Raw genomic sequence first — 16,574 nt, forward strand, 5'->3', positions numbered from 1 at the left:
ATTACCACTATCTTTTTCTTGCCAGCAAACAGTGTTATATAAGTTGTTCGATGACGACTTAATGGTGCGGCCTGATGTAACAAAATTTTTTAATAAATAATTAATACAATGCAAGAAGGAACAGTAAAATTCTTTAACGAGACAAAAGGATTTGGTTTTATTACACCAAAAAACGGTGGACAAGACGTATTCGTACATTCAACAGGTTTGATAAACAACATCCGTGAAAACGATAGCGTAACATTCGAAGTAGAAAACGGACAAAAAGGAGTTAACGCAACTAACGTTCGCGTAGCTTACTAAACAAAAGAAAGACATATCTTTTTGAAAGAGATGCTCGAAAGAGCGTCTCTTTTCGTTTTATAGACATTTTGCTGCAATCTCCCCCCTTCGCGGTTTCGCCATTTTTCTTCTCAACCTTCTAATCTCTGCACGGTTTCACCTTGTCACTCCTCACTTTCTCCCTCTTTTTTTTCTTTTATTTTTGAATTTTAATTTATAACGAGTACTTTTGTGACTCAACGCTATTAGCCAATGTTGCAATCATTGATTACGTCTAAGACGAGACTCAAGTTATTAATTAAATTTTTTGTTTCTGCGAGCAATCGCGGGTATCTAAGAGGTATTGCCGAAGAATTTAATGAGTCGACCAATGCAATTCGTAAAGAGCTTAATCAATTGACCGATGCAGGGTATCTTATTCGTGAAGATGGCGAACAAAAAGTTTTTTACCGTGCAAATTCTAAACATACCCTATTCGATTCCCTACAAGGCTTAATCCATAATTTCCTCGGAATAGATCAGATCGTAGATCAGGTATTGGAACGGGCAGGTGACGTAGAGCAAGTGGTACTCTTGGGAGACTACGCGCAGGGACTGGATTCTGGACATATTGAGGTGTTGGTAACGGGGCAAAATATAGATTCGGCATATTTATTGCAGGCAGCAGAGAAAGCCGAAAAACTGTTGGATAAAAAAGTAAGTTTATATATAGAAGCACCAGAACAGGTGCGGTCAAAAATAATATTGTATAGCAAATAAGCAAACGGCACCATTTTCCCGTCATTTCGACCGTAGTGGAGAAATCTATGGTTAGATAGGATAAGCGGAACTTGAATTGATAAAGGAATATATTAATGAAAGAGCAAGAATCAATACTAAAACATAAGGATTATAATCCCGGACCTCGAGTAGGAATCACCTTTTCGACTTTTGATTTGTTACATGCTGGGCACATCATGATGTTGGCGGAGGCCAAACGTCAATGTGATTATTTGATATGTGGCCTACAAATGGATCCTACATTGGATAGGCCGGAGAAGAATGCGCCAACACAAACCGTAGTTGAGCGATATATTCAATTACGCGGCTGTCAATATGTGGATGAGATTGTGCCTTATTCAACCGAACAGGATTTAGAAGATATCTTACGTTCTTTCAAATTGGATGTACGTATTGTGGGCGATGAGTATGCGGATCGTGATTTTACCGGAAAGCAGTATTGTATAGATAAGGGGATTGAACTTTATTATAACAGTAGAGATCACCGTTTTTCAAGTTCAGGATTACGTAAGATTGTAGCAGATAAAGAGAATTTGAAGAACGGAAAGGGGTAATGTTCAAAAACGAACAAGCCTATTTTTCGTCATTTTGCTGTGTCCCGACTTTTCGGGAACCGTAGTGGAGAAATCTAAGATAAAGTCAAGTGGAAATTTAGATTTAAAGTAAACTAACAAAAAAATATAGTGAGCGTAGTACACGTATTATTATCAGGAGGAATAGGTAGTCGGTTATGGCCCTTATCTAGAAAACAACAACCTAAGCAGTACTTAGATTTATTTAATGGACAATCGTTGTTTGGCTTGACTGTTCAGCGCAATGCAAAAATTGCAGATGAAGTGATTGTCGTAGGAAATAAGGATAATGCACATTTAAGTGAGAGAGCAATGATTCATGGCGGATTGCCTTACCGTAGTATTGTGGAAGCGACACCAAGGAATACAGCTGCTGCCATAGCTTTCGCTGCTCTTGCTGTTAATCCAGAAGATATATTGATCGTGACACCTTCCGATCATATGATTTCAGGAGATGAAGCGTATGGATCAGCAATGAAAGCAGGTATCGCCAAAGCAAACGAAGGTTTTATTGTTACTTTCGGTATTCAACCTACTCGTCCAGAGACAGGGTATGGTTATATCGAGTTTCATGGCGATATGGTAAAGTCTTTCCGTGAGAAACCAAATCAAGATACGGCCGAAGACTTTATCGAGCGAGGTACTTTTCTCTGGAATTCGGGTATGTTCTGTTTTCAGTCCTCCGTGTTTTTGGAAGAACTGAAAAAATATGAGCCAACTGTTTATGATGCGGCTAAGCTAGCATGGGAATCTGCTGAGAATGGAAAGTTGGATGAAGAACTTTCTTTACAAATCCCTTCTATATCTGTTGATTATGCCGTTATGGAGCGTTCAAAAAAAATCAGGGTAGTACCTACCGAGTTTGAGTGGTCCGATTTGGGATCTTTTGAAGCACTGTATGATTATTTAGTGTCTACAGGTTATCCCAAAGACGAAAATGGCAACATTGTGATTGGAACAGATAAGTTTGCTGGTTTTGTTGGACTGAAGAATACGATTTTTGTATGCACAAAAGATGCTTTCTTGATGGTTCAGAAGGAAAAATCACAAGACGTAAAGAAAATATATAATATGCTGGAGAAGCATCAATCTAAACTATTGGATTAAGCGATATGGAAAAAACAATATTAATCACGGGAGGTGCAGGCTTTATCGGTTCACATGTTGTTCGTGAATTCGTAAATAAATATCCTGATTATAACGTCATCAATCTAGATGCATTAACGTATGCCGGTAATCTGGAAAACTTAAAGGATATAGAAGATAAACCGAACTATACCTTTGTCAAAGCGGATATTACAGATGGCAAGCATATTTTAGAGGTGTTTCAGAAATATCAGCCGGATGGTGTGATTCACTTGGCAGCAGAATCGCATGTAGATCGTTCAATCAGCGATCCTCTGGCATTTGTCATGACCAATGTAATCGGGACAGTGAACCTGTTGAATGCAGCTCGTGAGATCTGGAAAGATAATTTTGAAGGGAAGCGTTTCCACCACGTATCTACGGACGAAGTCTATGGTACATTAGGTGAGACAGGGTTATTCACAGAAGAGACGGCTTACGATCCTCATTCGCCTTACTCAGCCTCCAAAGCTTCGTCAGATCATTTTGTTCGTGCATATCAGGATACGTATGGCTTGCCAATAGTGCTCACAAACTGTTCCAATAACTATGGGCCGAATCACTTTCCAGAGAAATTGATTCCGCTGTGTATCCACAATATATTAAATAATAAACCACTACCTATCTACGGTGATGGTAAATTTACGAGAGATTGGTTATTCGTAATCGACCACGCCAAAGCTATTGATTTGGTATTCCACCAAGGAAAGACAGGTGATGCGTACAATGTGGGGGGCTTCAACGAATGGCAAAACATTGATCTAGTTAAAGAATTGTGCAAGCAGATGGACGAGAAGTTAGGAAGACCAGCAGGTACAGCGGCGCAATTGATCACATTTGTAAAAGATAGACCAGGGCACGATTTGCGCTACGCTATCGATGCTACGAAGATCAACCAAGAGCTAGGCTATCAACCATCCGTCACATTCGAACAAGGATTATCTATTACGATAGACTGGTTCTTAAATAATCAAGTCTGGTTAGACAACGTAACATCAGGAGAGTATCAGAGCTACTATTCAAAACAATATAACTAATCTAGATAACTTGTTAACAAGATAACACCATAACTTTATAATGAAAATCACAGAAACCAGTCTAAAAGGCTGTTATATATTAGAACCCGCAAAATTCGGTGATAGCCGAGGGTATTTCATGGAAGGCTTTAATGAAAAGACTTTCAATGAGGTGACCGGTACGAATACGCATTTTGTGCAGGATAACCAATCGTTTTCTACGAAAGGAGTGCTTCGTGGATTACACGCGCAGTCGGGCGAACATGCTCAGGCTAAGTTGGTACGTGTATTGGATGGTGAAGTGTTGGATGTAGCGGTCGATGCCAGACCAGAGTCTCCGACTTTCGGTCAATACGAAGCCGTTAGACTATCTGCAGAAAACAACCTGCAGTTGTTCGTTCCACGTGGCTTCCTGCATGGGTTTGTGGTGTTGAGCGAAACAGCAACGTTCTTTTACAAATGCGATAACTACTATAATAAAGAGTCCGAGTGTGGCGTACACCCGCTAGATCCCGTTCTAAATGTAGACTGGCAAATCCCGGTAGAAGAGATGCTATTGTCAGATAAAGACAAAGAAGCACAATCATTTGCGGAGTTTAAAAGAGTGACGAGTGACATAGTTATAAAGTGACAGAGTGAGATAAAAGCTCAGTCTGTACAAATTATAGAATGTCGCCTATATTTTTGAAAATAGAAGGAGTTTCACTATCCATACATTCAAAAATATCAAGCGACGAGGTTTGACCACTTTGCCGATACAAAGTGGGATGCTTGTCCGGCATAGAGGACAAAGATAAATTGATATGAAGATATTAATAACCGGCTCTAATGGCCAACTCGGTTCAGAATTAAGAGAATACCTAGAATCCAATCCTAGATATGAAACCTATTTCTTGGACCGTAAACAACTGCCTTTAGACCAAACCCTGATCATTCAGGACATCTTAGGAATGTATCAGCCAGATTTGATTATCCATGCCGCAGCCTATACAGCTGTGGATAAAGCCGAATCAGAGCCCGTACTTGCCGATGCGATTAATCATTTGGCTTCCGAAGAGATCGCCCAATACTGTAGGCTGCATGGTACGAAATTGATTGCCATTTCTACCGATTACGTCTTTGATGGTAATTCGGATATAGCACTAACCGAAGATGCTCCAGTAGATCCCATCAATACCTATGGCTTGACCAAGCTAAAAGGCGAACAAGTGATCCTGAAATGGCATGCGGAGAGTATTGTGATCCGTACCTCTTGGGTGTATTCGACTTATGGCAATAATTTTGTCAAGACCATGATCCGCTTGATGACAGAAAGAGACGAGATCTCCGTTATTAATGACCAAATCGGTTCGCCAACTTATGCGAAGGACTTAGCAAGAGCCATAGTCGATATTATAGAAGGTGAAGATTGGGTTGGTGGACTATACCACTACTCCAACGAAGGTGAGATATCCTGGTATGACTTCGCTACGGAAATTAAAGAAATAAAAGGACTAGATTGTAAAATAAATCCGATACCTACTACAGAGTACCCTACACCAGCAAAGCGACCAAAGTACTCGTTGCTAGATAAATCAAAGATAAAACGTACATTTAAAGTAGAAGTACCAAACTGGAAAGAAAGTCTAGAGCGCATGCTCAATAGTCTATAAATCTTGATAACAGGTTCACTTGATAACACAAAAATAAGTTAAGAAAGTCACTTTGTAACATTGTAACTTTATAACAATATAACTAAAAACACATGAAAGGAATAATACTCGCTGGTGGTTCTGGCACACGATTACACCCTTTGACATTGGCCGTATCTAAGCAGTTGATGCCAGTCTACGACAAACCAATGATATATTACCCGCTATCTACATTGATGCTAGCCGGAATCAATGAAATATTGATTATTTCTACACCTCAAGACTTACCAAATTTTGAAAAATTGTTAGGGGATGGTTCACAATTGGGATGTAAATTCTCGTATAAAGAGCAGCCAAGTCCAGATGGATTGGCACAGGCCTTTATATTAGGAGAAGAATTTATAGGTGATGATAAGGTAGCTTTGATCTTGGGAGATAATATCTTTTATGGATCAGGTATGTCCAAGCTATTGCAGGATTCTGCAGATCCAGAGGGGGGCGTAGTATTTGCCTATCCTGTTCACGATCCCGAGCGCTATGGTGTGGTAGAATTTGATGCAGACAATAAAGTAGTTTCTATTGAAGAAAAGCCAGCAGAACCAAAATCAAACTATGCGGTCCCAGGACTTTATTTCTACGATAATGAGGTGGTAGGGATTGCTAAAGGTATAAAGCCATCGCATCGCGGAGAATTGGAAATTACGGATGTGAATAGAGAATATTTAAGAAGAGGGATGCTAAAAGTTGGTGTCTTCGACCGAGGAACAGCCTGGTTGGATACAGGAACTATACAGTCTCTGATGCAGGCAGGTCAATTTGTGCAAGTTATTGAGGAGCGGCAAAGTCTGAAAATTGGCGCTATCGAAGAGGTAGCTTATCGGATGGGCTGGATTGATAAAGAACAGTTAAATCGGATAGCTCAGCCACTTGTGAAATCCGGGTATGGGGAATATTTGATTCGATTGGTTAAATAGATTTAGCTACTTTTGTAGAATTGAATTATAAATACATGAGAAAAATTTTACTTCTTATTACGGTTTGTTTGGTTACTTTGGAGTTAAGTGCTCAGATGAATGCACAACAGATTCGAGTTGACCAGTTAACCGATGCGCAGATTGAACAATATATGAAGCAGGCCGAGTTGATGGGGTATTCCGAAGCAGAATTGCCTGCATTTGCACGAGCGCAAGGTGTGTCGTCTACCGAAATTCAAAAGTTGCAAGATCGATTAAAGCAGATAAAGGCAAGTAAAGGCGAGAAAGCAAATAATGGGGCTAGATCTTTGGGGCGCCAGGTAAATAGTTCGAAGATACCGGACTCTGTGCGATCAAATGTAGATACGGTTACTTCTAGAATATTTGGCAGTGACCTGTTCCGAAATAACAGTATCACCTTCGAACCAAATTTGCGTATGGCTACACCAAGTTCCTATATTATAGGGCCAGATGACGAATTGTTGTTGGATATCACGGGAGATAATGAGGTCTCTTATAAATTACCAGTGAGTCCAGAGGGAACTATTAAGGTAGAATATGTGGGGATAATACCTGTTTCTGGACTTTCTATAGGCGCAGCTCGTGAAAAAGTAGCACAACGTTTATCGGGTACATATCCTGCGATTCGTTCCGGTAGGACGATAGTAAATATCAATGTAGGAAATATTCGCAGCATACAGGTTACTATTACGGGTGCTGCAACTAAGCCAGGTACGTATACACTTCCTTCCTTGGCAACAGTTTTTAATGCTTTATATGCTTCAGGCGGTCCCGCTGAGAACGGTACATATAGAAATATACAGGTGATTCGTAATAACAGTGTCGTTACTACCATTGATGTGTATGATTTTTTGGTAAACGGAATGCAACAGGGAAATGTACGGATACAGGATCAGGATATTATTCATATTCCTGTATACGGTCATAGGATAGAGTTTCAAGGCGAGGTAAAACGTCCAGCGATCTTCGAAGGTAAAGAAGGCGAAAGCCTTCAGGATTTGGTCCTTTATGCAGGTGGATTTACAGAAAACGCTTACACATCTAAGGTAAAGGTGTTTCAAAAAACAGACAAAGAACGTCGTATTACCGATGTTTATGCGGATCAGTTTGCTAGCTATAAGTTGAAAAATGGAGATAGTTTTGTAGCAGAGACCTTATTGGATCGCTACGAGAATAGAGTGAGTATATTGGGGGCGGTATTTCGTTCGGGTGTATATGGGTTGGAAGATGGAATGACCTTGCGTGATGTTTTGCAGCTCGCACAAGGGGTACGTGAAGATGCTTTTTTAGAAAGAGGACTAATCAATCGTCTAAAGGCTGACAATAGTATGGAGTTGATTAACTTCAATCTTCGAGAGGTATTGGCGGGTAACGCACCCGATATCCTGTTGAAGCGCGAAGATCGAATTGAGATTTCTTCCATATTTGATCTACGCGACGAATATAAATTCACAATTCAAGGACAGGTACGTTTACCTGGAGATTTTCCTTATGCAAGTAATACTACTGTATCGGATATGATCCAAAAGGCAGGCGGATTGACCGAAGAAGCCAAGAATGCAAGAATAGAAATCGCAAGACGGATTAAAAACCGAGGCTCACAGGATAGCGTTTCAGCGCAGACCATCCTGATCAATATCAGAAATGGTGTGTTGGATCAGCCTGATGTTTCCTTAAAGCCTTATGATGTAGTTACAATATTGGGTGATGCCAATTATCGCGTACAGCGACAAGTCAAGATTGAGGGAGAGGTGATGTATCCAGGCATCTATACGATAAATAGGGAAGACGAAAGAATTTCTGATTTGATCAAGCGAGCTGGTGGCTTGACTGCTTATGCCTATGTCGAGGGAGCTTCGTTAAGACGTACGGGAAGCTCAAAAGTGAAAGAGGAAGCGAAAAAGGCTCGAGAAGAACAGTTGAAAGCGATTGGGAAGGATTTGAAAGATAATAGTTTTGAAAGTGAGCTGGAAGGTGGTGAGGAGGCGGGAACTTCTAGTGCAAAGCAGAGAGAGCAAACCTTAGCCAAAGCAACAGAGCGAGGCGCTACACCCATATCTTTAGAGACATCTGATTTAGTGGGTATCGAGCTGCACAAAATATTGGAAACACCTTATAAAACAGGAGATTTATTATTGTTGGATGGCGATATTGTCACGGTGCCAAAAGAATTACAAACGGTACGAGTAATGGGGGAGGTGCTCCATCCCAATAATGTGGTATATCAAAAAGGAAAACCCTTGAGTTACTATATCAATCAAGCTGGCGGTTATACTTCGGAAGCGTTAAAGAAAAAGGCATTTGTTCAATACGCCAATGGTTCTGTAAAAGGTTCATCTGGTGGTACGCCATCTGTAACACCTGGCGCCGAGATTATTGTTCCTAAGCGCGCACCTCGTGAACGGATGAATGCCCAAAGTTGGATTGGTTTAGGCACTGGGGTGGCTTCATTGGCTGCGATTATTGTTTCACTATTGCGTAATTAGGAAAATGGAAAATAGTATTGAAAACATTAATGAGTTTGATAAAGAGATTTCCTTAAAAGAAATTTTACTTAATTTCGCTAAGGTATTGAATTTTCTTGTTTCAAAATGGCTAATTATTGTTATAACTAGCCTTTTAGGCGCTACAATAGGTTTTTTGATTGCTAAGTATAAAAGTCCCCTCTATACCGCATCCACAACTTTTGTTATTCAATCTGGTGATCAAGATGGAAACTTAGGGCAATATGCAGGAATAGCATCAATGATGGGGTTTGATATGGGCGGGGGAAATGGAAGTCTTTTCCAAGGAGAGAATATTTTAGAACTTTACAAATCCCGGAAGATGATTGAGGCGGCTATGTTAAGGCCTGTCTCTTATGATAGTTCGATTAATATTCTGGATTTATACCTATTGCAGGCGGGTATGTTTAAAGAATGGCAAAAAGATTCTTCGACTTTATTAGAAGTTAATTTCCAAAAGATTAATCAAGAGAATGATTTTTTACAACGTCAACGTGATAGTGTATTAAATGAAGTTGTTTTAGAAATAAATAAAACATATTTAAATGTTGGAAAGATTGACAAGAAATTATCTTTGTTGAAAATTGATGTCAAATCAAAAAATGAAGTATTTGCAAAAGAATTTAATAGCGCATTGGTCAATGAAGTTAATAGCTTCTATATATCCACCAAGACAAAGAAGTCGCTGGATAATATAGAGATTTTACAACATAAAACAGACTCTGTGAGGGCTGTTATGAATGGGGCAATATCTTCAGCTGTGGTTGCAATCGATAATACACCCAATCTCAATCTCACAAAACAGTCTCAACGTTTAGTACCTGCTCAAAGATCACAATATTCGGTAGAAGCGAATAAAGCTATACTTTCTCAATTAATCCAAAATTTAGAAATGTCAAAAATGGCCTTGCTTAAAGAAACTCCATTGATTCAAATTGTAGATGAACCTGTTTATCCACTTGTTAGTGAAAAACTTAGTAAGATTAAAAACATTATATTGTATTCATTTATTTTTACATTTTTCATAGTGTCCATTTTACTGTGTCAAAGATTCTACTACTCACTTATAAAGTAAAAATGAAAAGTCCTAAACTAATTCAATTACCAAAAATATTTGACCAAAGAGGAAATCTCTCTTTTTTTGAAAATGATATTCAAATACCATTTTCAATTAAGAGAACATATTGGATATCTGATGTTCCAGGAGGGGAGACAAGAGGCGGGCATGCATTTCGACACCAAAATGAATTTATAATCGCTTTATCTGGTAGTTTTACAGTAAAATTACATGATGGTAATTGTGAGAGTACTTACTTTTTAAATAGATCAAATTATGGCTTATTCGTGCCTCAAATGTTTTGGAGGGAAATCACAGACTTTTCAACGAACTCATTAGCATTAATTGTTTCAGACAGATTTTTTTCTGAAGAAGATTACGTAAGAGATTTTTTGGAATATAAAAATTTAAAAAGTATAGAGTATGAATAAAGTTATCGATTGTTCGGTCTTGGATTTAGAAGTAGTACATGAGGAAAAGGGGAATATCACTGTTCTTGAAAATCTAAAAAATATTCCTTTTGAGGTAAAGAGAATCTATTATTTATACGATATCCCATATGGGGCAGAAAGAGGTGGACATTCGCATTATGAACTTGAACAATATATAATAGCTGCTAGTGGTTCATTTTCATTTATACTAGATGATGGTGTAAATAAGCAAGAGATTTTTTTAAACAGTCCAGTAAAGGCTCTCCATATTAAACCAGGAATTTGGAGGGAAATTAAGGGGTTTTCGAGCGGCAGTGTTTGTTTAGTGCTTGCCTCAAAAGAGTACTCGGAGGAAGATTATATAAGAGAATATGATGATTTTTTAAAATTTAGAGATAATGACAATTCATCCTACATCAGAAGTTAAGACAACAAATATTGGCGAAGGTACTCAAATATGGCAGTATTGTGTGGTATTAGCAGGTGCCAAAATTGGGAAAAACTGTAATATTAATTTTAATGTTTTTATTGAAAATGATGTCATAATTGGTGACAACGTCACTGTAAAATCTGGCGTTCAAATTTGGGATGGAGTTATAATTGAAGATAATGTCTTTGTTGGTCCAAATGTAACTCTAACAAATGATTTGATTCCTAGATCAAAACAATACCCTCCCTTTTTCTGCAGAACCTTAATTAAAGAAGGAGCCTCTATTGGGGCTAACTCAACAATTATTTCTGGTAATGTAATTGGTCGTTATTCCTTTGTTGGGGCTGGAAGTGTTGTTACTTGCGATATACCGCCTAACACAGTTTACTTTGGAAATCCAGCTAAGCATAGGGGGTATATAACCCGAGATGGAATTCTATTAGATTTATCTGGAACTGACAAAAATGGGGTTAAATATAATATTAATGAACTATAAGTATGATAAAGTTTTTAGATTTGCAAAAAGTTAATTTGCAGTATAGTAAAGAGATAGAGGATAACCTTATAAATGTCTTTAGGAGCGGGTGGTATTTACTAGGATCTCATGTTAAAAATTTTGAGTCTAATTTATCAAGATACATAGGTGTCAAACATGCAATTGGTGTTGCTAATGGCCTAGATGCATTAAGATTAATTTTTCGTGCTTACTTGGAGTTAGGCATCCTAAAAAAAGGTGACGAGGTAATAGTGCCAGCAAATACTTATATAGCATCATTATTGGCGCTATCAGAAAATGGCTTAATTCCTGTTTTATGTGAACCAAGAATAGATACTTTTAATATTGATATTGCGAAGATAGAGAATTCAATAACTAAAAACACTAAAGCCATTTTATTGGTGCATCTATATGGAAAAATCTCTTTCTCAAACGAGATTCTTGAATTAGCAAAAAAATATAATTTGAAAATTGTTGAAGACAATGCTCAGGCTATTGGTGCCATGTGGAATGGTATTAAATCTGGGAATTTAGGTGACGCCGCTGGGTTTAGCTTTTATCCAGGTAAAAATCTTGGGGCTTTGGGAGATGGGGGGGCAGTGACTTGTAATAATGATAAGCTTGCAGAGGTAATAAGAGCTTTAGCTAACTACGGATCTTCTGAGAAATATATTAATATCTATAAGGGATTAAACTCTCGACTTGATGAAATTCAAGCGGCTGTACTGGATGTTAAATTAAAATATATTGATAAGGAAAATAGTAGAAGACGGGAAATAGCAAATCGATATATTACGGAAATTCAGAATGAGAAAATTATATTGCCAATTCCTCAACAGGAAAACAGTGAAGATGTTTGGCATTTGTTCGTTATTCGCACTACGAATCGTATTGAGTTGCAGGAATATCTGTCACAAAATGAGATTCAGACATTGATTCATTATCCCATCCCCCCCCATCTTCAAAAGGCTTATAATGAGCTTTCTGATTTGACACTTCCATTAACGGTTCAGTTGCATAATGAAGTTTTGAGTTTACCTATTAGTGCAGTTTTGACTGATGAGGAAGTTTCAAGAGTGATATTTGTTTTAAATTCGTTTTAGTCTTGAAATTATTATCAACTTCTGTCTTCTCTGCAATTATTACATTTGTTAAAATTTCAGCAAGTTTTGCTGCAAGCAAAGTGATAGCTTATTTTTCGGGTCCCATAGGGGTGGCAGTTATTGGTCAGTTTTATAGTTTAACTTCTATAATTGTCGGGTTTTCTAATGGTGGTATTAGTACAGGTGTTGTGAAATTTACTTCTGAGTTTGAAGGTAATAAATTTAAGCAGCAGCAACTAATATCTACTGCGTTAAAGCTGAGTTCGATCTGTGCTTTTTTTTTATCTATTTTAGTTGTATGCTTTTCTGAGGTTATTTCAAAAAGTTTATTTGAATCAAAGAATTTTAAATGGCCTATTGTTTGTTTTGGTTTAACTCTGATATTTTATGCTTTTAATAACGTTATTATATCTATTATTAATGGGAAAAAACAAATTAAATTATATGCGTTAGTTAATTGTATCGGAAGTATAGCGTCATTGATATTAACAGTGTTCTTAGTTTATAGGTTTAAGATAGTTGGGGCTTTATATGCATTAGTCGTATCCCAAGTTACTGTTTTTTTTATTACTTTGTGGTGCGTAAGAAAACAAGAATGGTTAAATTTAGATATTTTTAAAATACCTATCAGTAAACAGCTCCTATCTAGTTTAGGTCAGTACAGTATTATGGCTCTGGTTGCTGCGATTTCTCTCCCATTAACTCAACTAATTCTTCGAAATATAATAATACAAAATGGCGATTTGTTTTCTGCAGGTCTTTGGCAAGGTCTTATACGCATATCTGATGGTTATTTAATGATAGTCACCATATCCTTAAGCACTTATTTTGTCCCAAAACTTGCCGGAGCCAGTGACTATATTGCAAAAAGTGAAATATTAAATGGTTATAAAATAGTTTTGCCTTTTTTGATTGTAGTTGGAGCCTCAATTTATTTTCTACGATTTTTTGTTATTAGAGTATTATATACCGATGATTTCTTTGGTATGAGCGAATTGTTCGTTTTCCAACTTGTAGGTGACTTTATTAAAATTATTGGTTTTTTTCTTGGTACCTTAATGGTAGTTAGAAAACTTACTCGAGCGTATTTATTTTCAGAAATAGCTTTTAATATTATCTATATATCGCTAAGTTATTATTTGGTGAAAATAAACGGACTAATAGGTATAACGTATGCATATAGTATATCATACAGCATCCTTCTTTTATATTTTCTTATTTTTTTTCGAAAACTTCTTTTTTCTAAGCATGAGAAATATTAAACATACTATAATCGTTTTGACTTATAATCAAGCCGATTTGTTACCTCAGTGTTTGAATTCTATTTTAAACAACAATGTTTTACCGTATGAAATAATTATAGGAGACGACTATTCTACGGATGGAACGGAGGAGCTATTGGAAAATTTTAGAGCAAAGTTTCCAGATATAATTAAAGTATATAGAAGTACGGCTAATTTAGGTGTATTTGGAAATTGGAATAGATTAATGAGTTTAGTGGAGGGAGAGATTATTTCGTTAATTGCGGGAGACGATTTTTTTAAACCAGATCTTTTGAATTCGTTAAATTCCTTAATGTATGAGAAGGAATTAAATGGATACAATGACAAATTTATTATTGTTACAAACTCAATTGAGCTACATCCTAGTGGAAAGGAAAGAATTTATGATAATTTTCAACTAAGAGACAAAAATATATTTAAAGCTAGAATTCGCTATGGACTTTCTTATAGAGAGGTGGGGTTAAGTAGGAAATTATACGATTCGCTAGATATGATCGACGAAAAAATTGGTTATCACGCGGATTGGTTATATATCATTGATCAAGTTTTTAAAAGCGACAAATTTTATTTCCTAGATAAAGCGTTTAGTGTTTATCGATTAGGATTGGGAGTAACATCAAAAGAGAGGAAAGTAGCATTGGTAAAATCAAAATTGAAGGTTATTCAGATTATTAGAGATAGGTATAAAGAATCTTTAGATTCTCGAGATTTAAAATTCCTAAATTATTGGGAGAAGCGTCATGAATTTTTATTAAATCCTACTCTCAATGGATATTTAAAACTATTTGTGTTCCAATTTTTAAATATAGGTAATTTTACCCCTAACAATAGTTTTTTATTAAATGCTAGACTTCTACTTACTGCACCAATTAGAATATTATTAGGCAATAAAGCGAAGTAGGATGAAGGAAATTAAAGTATTACATGTTTCTTATAGTTCTAATGTTGGTGGCGCAAGTGTTGCTATGTTTAGAATACATAGATCCTTAATCAAATTAGGTATAGAATCTAAAATTGTGACATTGATAAACGATGATGCAAATTTTAGGGAAGGGGTTGTATTAAAAAGAGGGCTTTCAAAGTTTTTTCATAAAATTTATATAAAATTTGAGAGTTTAATAGTTAGGAACTTGCAACATAGCGTTTTTAAAACAACAAGGTCTCTTAATTTGTTTTCAACTGGTCTAGTTAGTTTAATCAATAATTCCGATTGTGAAATTGTTAATTTGCACTGGATTGGTGCAAATACCGTGGGGATTAAAGAACTATCTAAAATTACTAAACCAATAGTGTGGACTCTGCACGATTTATGGGCAATTCTTGGTAGTGAACATAATAACATATCTAAAGATTTTAGATATGTTCAAGGATACTTAAGTTCAAATAGAGGTAACGGGTATAAAGGCTTAGATATTGAAAAGTATGTTTGGAAATTAAAGCGGAAATATTGGAAACATCTGAATTTACATCTAGTTCCTGTAAGTGTTTGGCAGGAAAAAGTTGTAAAAAACTCATTATTATTTCAATCTTATCCGGTTAAGTGTATACATAATCCAATAGATTCAAAGTTGTGGTATCCTGTTAATAAAGATCAAAGCCGTACTAAGCTAGGTATAAGTCAAAGTAAAAAAATATTGCTTTATGGTGCATACAATTTTATATATGATCCGATTAAAGGATTCCAAAGACTTGTTAAATCGCTTGATTTAATAGTAAATAAAAGCGATTTTATTATCGCTTATTTCGGTTCTGATGAAGACGCTTCGTTCGGCGATTTTGAAACAATAAATTTTGGGAAGATATCTTCAATCGAGAAATTAAGATATATATATTCATCGGCCGATGTTTTTCTAATGCCCTCTTTGCAAGAAACTTTTGGCCAGACAGTTCTTGAGGGTATTTATTGTAATTTGCCAGTGGTTGCTTACAGCGGTACAGGTGTAAATGATATTTTAATTCATAAAGTAAATGGCTTTCTAGCGGAAGAAGATAATATAAATGATTTTTATACTGGGATTCAATGGGTGTTGGATCACAGTTTGTTAAACATTAGGGAATCCGTGGGGAATAAATTTTCTTCGGAGGTTATTGGTGAGAAATATTTAAAACTATATAAAGAGATTTTATGCAATCCATAATATCAATAATTACTGTTGTTTTTAATGGAGTATTGACTATTGAGAATTCCATTAAAAGTGTATTAAGTCAGAATGTTAGAAATTTTCAATATATTGTAATAGATGGTGGATCGACGGACGGTACGGTTGAAGTTGTTGAAAAATACTTGGATCAAATTGATGTCTTTTTGTCAGAAAAGGATGAAGGAATATATGATGCTATGAACAAAGGTATTAGTTTAGCAAAAGGTAATTTTTTATATTTTTTAGGTGCAGATGATTTTTTGTATAATAGTTTTGTTACTAAGAATATCGAATATTACACTAGTCAAGATAATTGCGACTTAATATTTGGTGATGTAAAATATGATACAGGTGATTTTGTGAGGTCTAAATTTGATTGGACGTTGTTATTGCATAACTCATTACATCATCAAGGTACTTTTTATAATGTAAAGCTATTTGACCAATTTAGATACGATACCTCGTTCAGGCTGATAAGCGATTATGAATTAAATCTCAAACTTTATTTGAATAAAAGGAACTTGGTTGTTAAAAAAGTTCCTCTTACAATATCTCTTTGTTCGGATAATGGTGCTAGTAGATCCATGTTGAGTATTGCATTGAGAGAAACTAATCAGATTAGGGAAAAATGTTTAGGCGCAACTAAATCTTTTATTTTTTCTTTATTATACAAGTTGAAATTAAAATTATGGCATGTTCGACATAACCAATTATAATCAGCAGGTATT

General features: G+C 36.2%; 18 protein-coding genes. All 18 read left to right on the forward strand.

Annotated features, from left to right (window positions below; translation table 11 throughout):
* The first annotated feature begins 108 nt into the window (after positions 1 to 108).
* The 18 genes from B5X76_RS14075 to B5X76_RS14160 all read left to right on the forward strand — a co-directional run bounded on the left by B5X76_RS14075 (position 109) and on the right by B5X76_RS14160 (position 16,562).
* Positions 109 to 303, forward strand: a complete 195-nt coding sequence (locus B5X76_RS14075; RefSeq protein ID WP_079643937.1) for a cold-shock protein — start codon at positions 109 to 111, stop codon at positions 301 to 303.
* Positions 304 to 534: 231 nt separating this feature from the next.
* A complete protein-coding gene (locus B5X76_RS14080) occupies positions 535 to 1,041 on the forward strand; it encodes a winged helix-turn-helix domain-containing protein (protein ID WP_079643939.1) in 507 nt (168 codons plus the stop codon).
* Positions 1,042 to 1,136: 95 nt separating this feature from the next.
* Entirely contained in the window at positions 1,137 to 1,616 is a 480-nt protein-coding gene (locus B5X76_RS14085) for an adenylyltransferase/cytidyltransferase family protein (RefSeq protein WP_079643941.1), read from the forward strand.
* 129 nt (positions 1,617 to 1,745) lie between these two features.
* Positions 1,746 to 2,741 carry a mannose-1-phosphate guanylyltransferase gene (locus tag B5X76_RS14090; protein ID WP_245801045.1) on the forward strand — a complete coding sequence of 332 codons (996 nt, stop codon included), beginning with the start codon at positions 1,746 to 1,748 and terminating at the stop codon, positions 2,739 to 2,741.
* 5 nt (positions 2,742 to 2,746) lie between these two features.
* Positions 2,747 to 3,796 carry a dTDP-glucose 4,6-dehydratase gene (gene rfbB, locus B5X76_RS14095; protein WP_079643945.1) on the forward strand — a complete coding sequence of 350 codons (1,050 nt, stop codon included), beginning with the start codon at positions 2,747 to 2,749 and terminating at the stop codon, positions 3,794 to 3,796.
* Between the two features lie 40 nt (positions 3,797 to 3,836).
* A complete protein-coding gene (rfbC, locus tag B5X76_RS14100) occupies positions 3,837 to 4,406 on the forward strand; it encodes a dTDP-4-dehydrorhamnose 3,5-epimerase (RefSeq protein WP_079643947.1) in 570 nt (189 codons plus the stop codon).
* A 172-nt stretch (positions 4,407 to 4,578) separates the two neighbouring features.
* Positions 4,579 to 5,427 carry a dTDP-4-dehydrorhamnose reductase gene (gene rfbD, locus B5X76_RS14105; protein WP_079643949.1) on the forward strand — a complete coding sequence of 283 codons (849 nt, stop codon included), beginning with the start codon at positions 4,579 to 4,581 and terminating at the stop codon, positions 5,425 to 5,427.
* A 92-nt stretch (positions 5,428 to 5,519) separates the two neighbouring features.
* Entirely contained in the window at positions 5,520 to 6,380 is an 861-nt protein-coding gene (gene rfbA, locus B5X76_RS14110) for a glucose-1-phosphate thymidylyltransferase RfbA (RefSeq protein WP_079643951.1), read from the forward strand.
* 35 nt (positions 6,381 to 6,415) lie between these two features.
* A complete protein-coding gene (locus B5X76_RS14115) occupies positions 6,416 to 8,887 on the forward strand; it encodes an SLBB domain-containing protein (RefSeq protein WP_139375326.1) in 2,472 nt (823 codons plus the stop codon).
* A gap of 4 nt (positions 8,888 to 8,891) precedes the next feature.
* Positions 8,892 to 9,980: a GumC domain-containing protein gene (locus B5X76_RS14120; RefSeq protein ID WP_079643954.1), complete on the forward strand. Its 1,089-nt coding sequence runs from the start codon at positions 8,892 to 8,894 to the stop codon at positions 9,978 to 9,980.
* Positions 9,981 to 9,982: 2 nt separating this feature from the next.
* Positions 9,983 to 10,393, forward strand: coding sequence for a sugar 3,4-ketoisomerase (locus B5X76_RS14125; protein ID WP_079643956.1), 411 nt, complete (start codon positions 9,983 to 9,985; stop codon positions 10,391 to 10,393).
* Positions 10,386 to 10,820, forward strand: coding sequence for a sugar 3,4-ketoisomerase (locus B5X76_RS14130; protein ID WP_079643958.1), 435 nt, complete (start codon positions 10,386 to 10,388; stop codon positions 10,818 to 10,820). Before B5X76_RS14125 ends, B5X76_RS14130 begins: the two co-directional genes overlap by 8 nt.
* Positions 10,792 to 11,319, forward strand: coding sequence for an acyltransferase (locus B5X76_RS14135; RefSeq protein WP_079643960.1), 528 nt, complete (start codon positions 10,792 to 10,794; stop codon positions 11,317 to 11,319). Before B5X76_RS14130 ends, B5X76_RS14135 begins: the two co-directional genes overlap by 29 nt.
* 2 nt (positions 11,320 to 11,321) lie before the next feature.
* Positions 11,322 to 12,422, forward strand: coding sequence for a DegT/DnrJ/EryC1/StrS family aminotransferase (locus tag B5X76_RS14140; RefSeq protein WP_079643962.1), 1,101 nt, complete (start codon positions 11,322 to 11,324; stop codon positions 12,420 to 12,422).
* 2 nt (positions 12,423 to 12,424) lie between these two features.
* Positions 12,425 to 13,684 (forward strand): O-antigen translocase, encoded by a 1,260-nt coding sequence (locus B5X76_RS14145; RefSeq protein WP_176141081.1) that lies wholly within the window; start codon positions 12,425 to 12,427, stop codon positions 13,682 to 13,684.
* Positions 13,671 to 14,606 carry a glycosyltransferase family 2 protein gene (locus tag B5X76_RS14150; protein WP_176141082.1) on the forward strand — a complete coding sequence of 312 codons (936 nt, stop codon included), beginning with the start codon at positions 13,671 to 13,673 and terminating at the stop codon, positions 14,604 to 14,606. The genes B5X76_RS14145 and B5X76_RS14150 overlap by 14 nt, the downstream gene beginning before the upstream one ends.
* 1 nt (position 14,607) lies before the next feature.
* Positions 14,608 to 15,843: a glycosyltransferase gene (locus B5X76_RS14155; protein ID WP_079643968.1), complete on the forward strand. Its 1,236-nt coding sequence runs from the start codon at positions 14,608 to 14,610 to the stop codon at positions 15,841 to 15,843.
* Complete coding sequence (locus tag B5X76_RS14160) at positions 15,831 to 16,562, forward strand: glycosyltransferase family 2 protein (protein ID WP_079643969.1); 732 nt, start codon at positions 15,831 to 15,833, stop codon at positions 16,560 to 16,562. Before B5X76_RS14155 ends, B5X76_RS14160 begins: the two co-directional genes overlap by 13 nt.
* The last annotated feature ends 12 nt before the right edge of the window (positions 16,563 to 16,574 follow it).

This window comes from Sphingobacterium nematocida, assembly GCF_900168125.1.
In the GTDB taxonomy this organism is placed as follows: Bacteria; Bacteroidota; Bacteroidia; order Sphingobacteriales; family Sphingobacteriaceae; genus Sphingobacterium; species Sphingobacterium nematocida.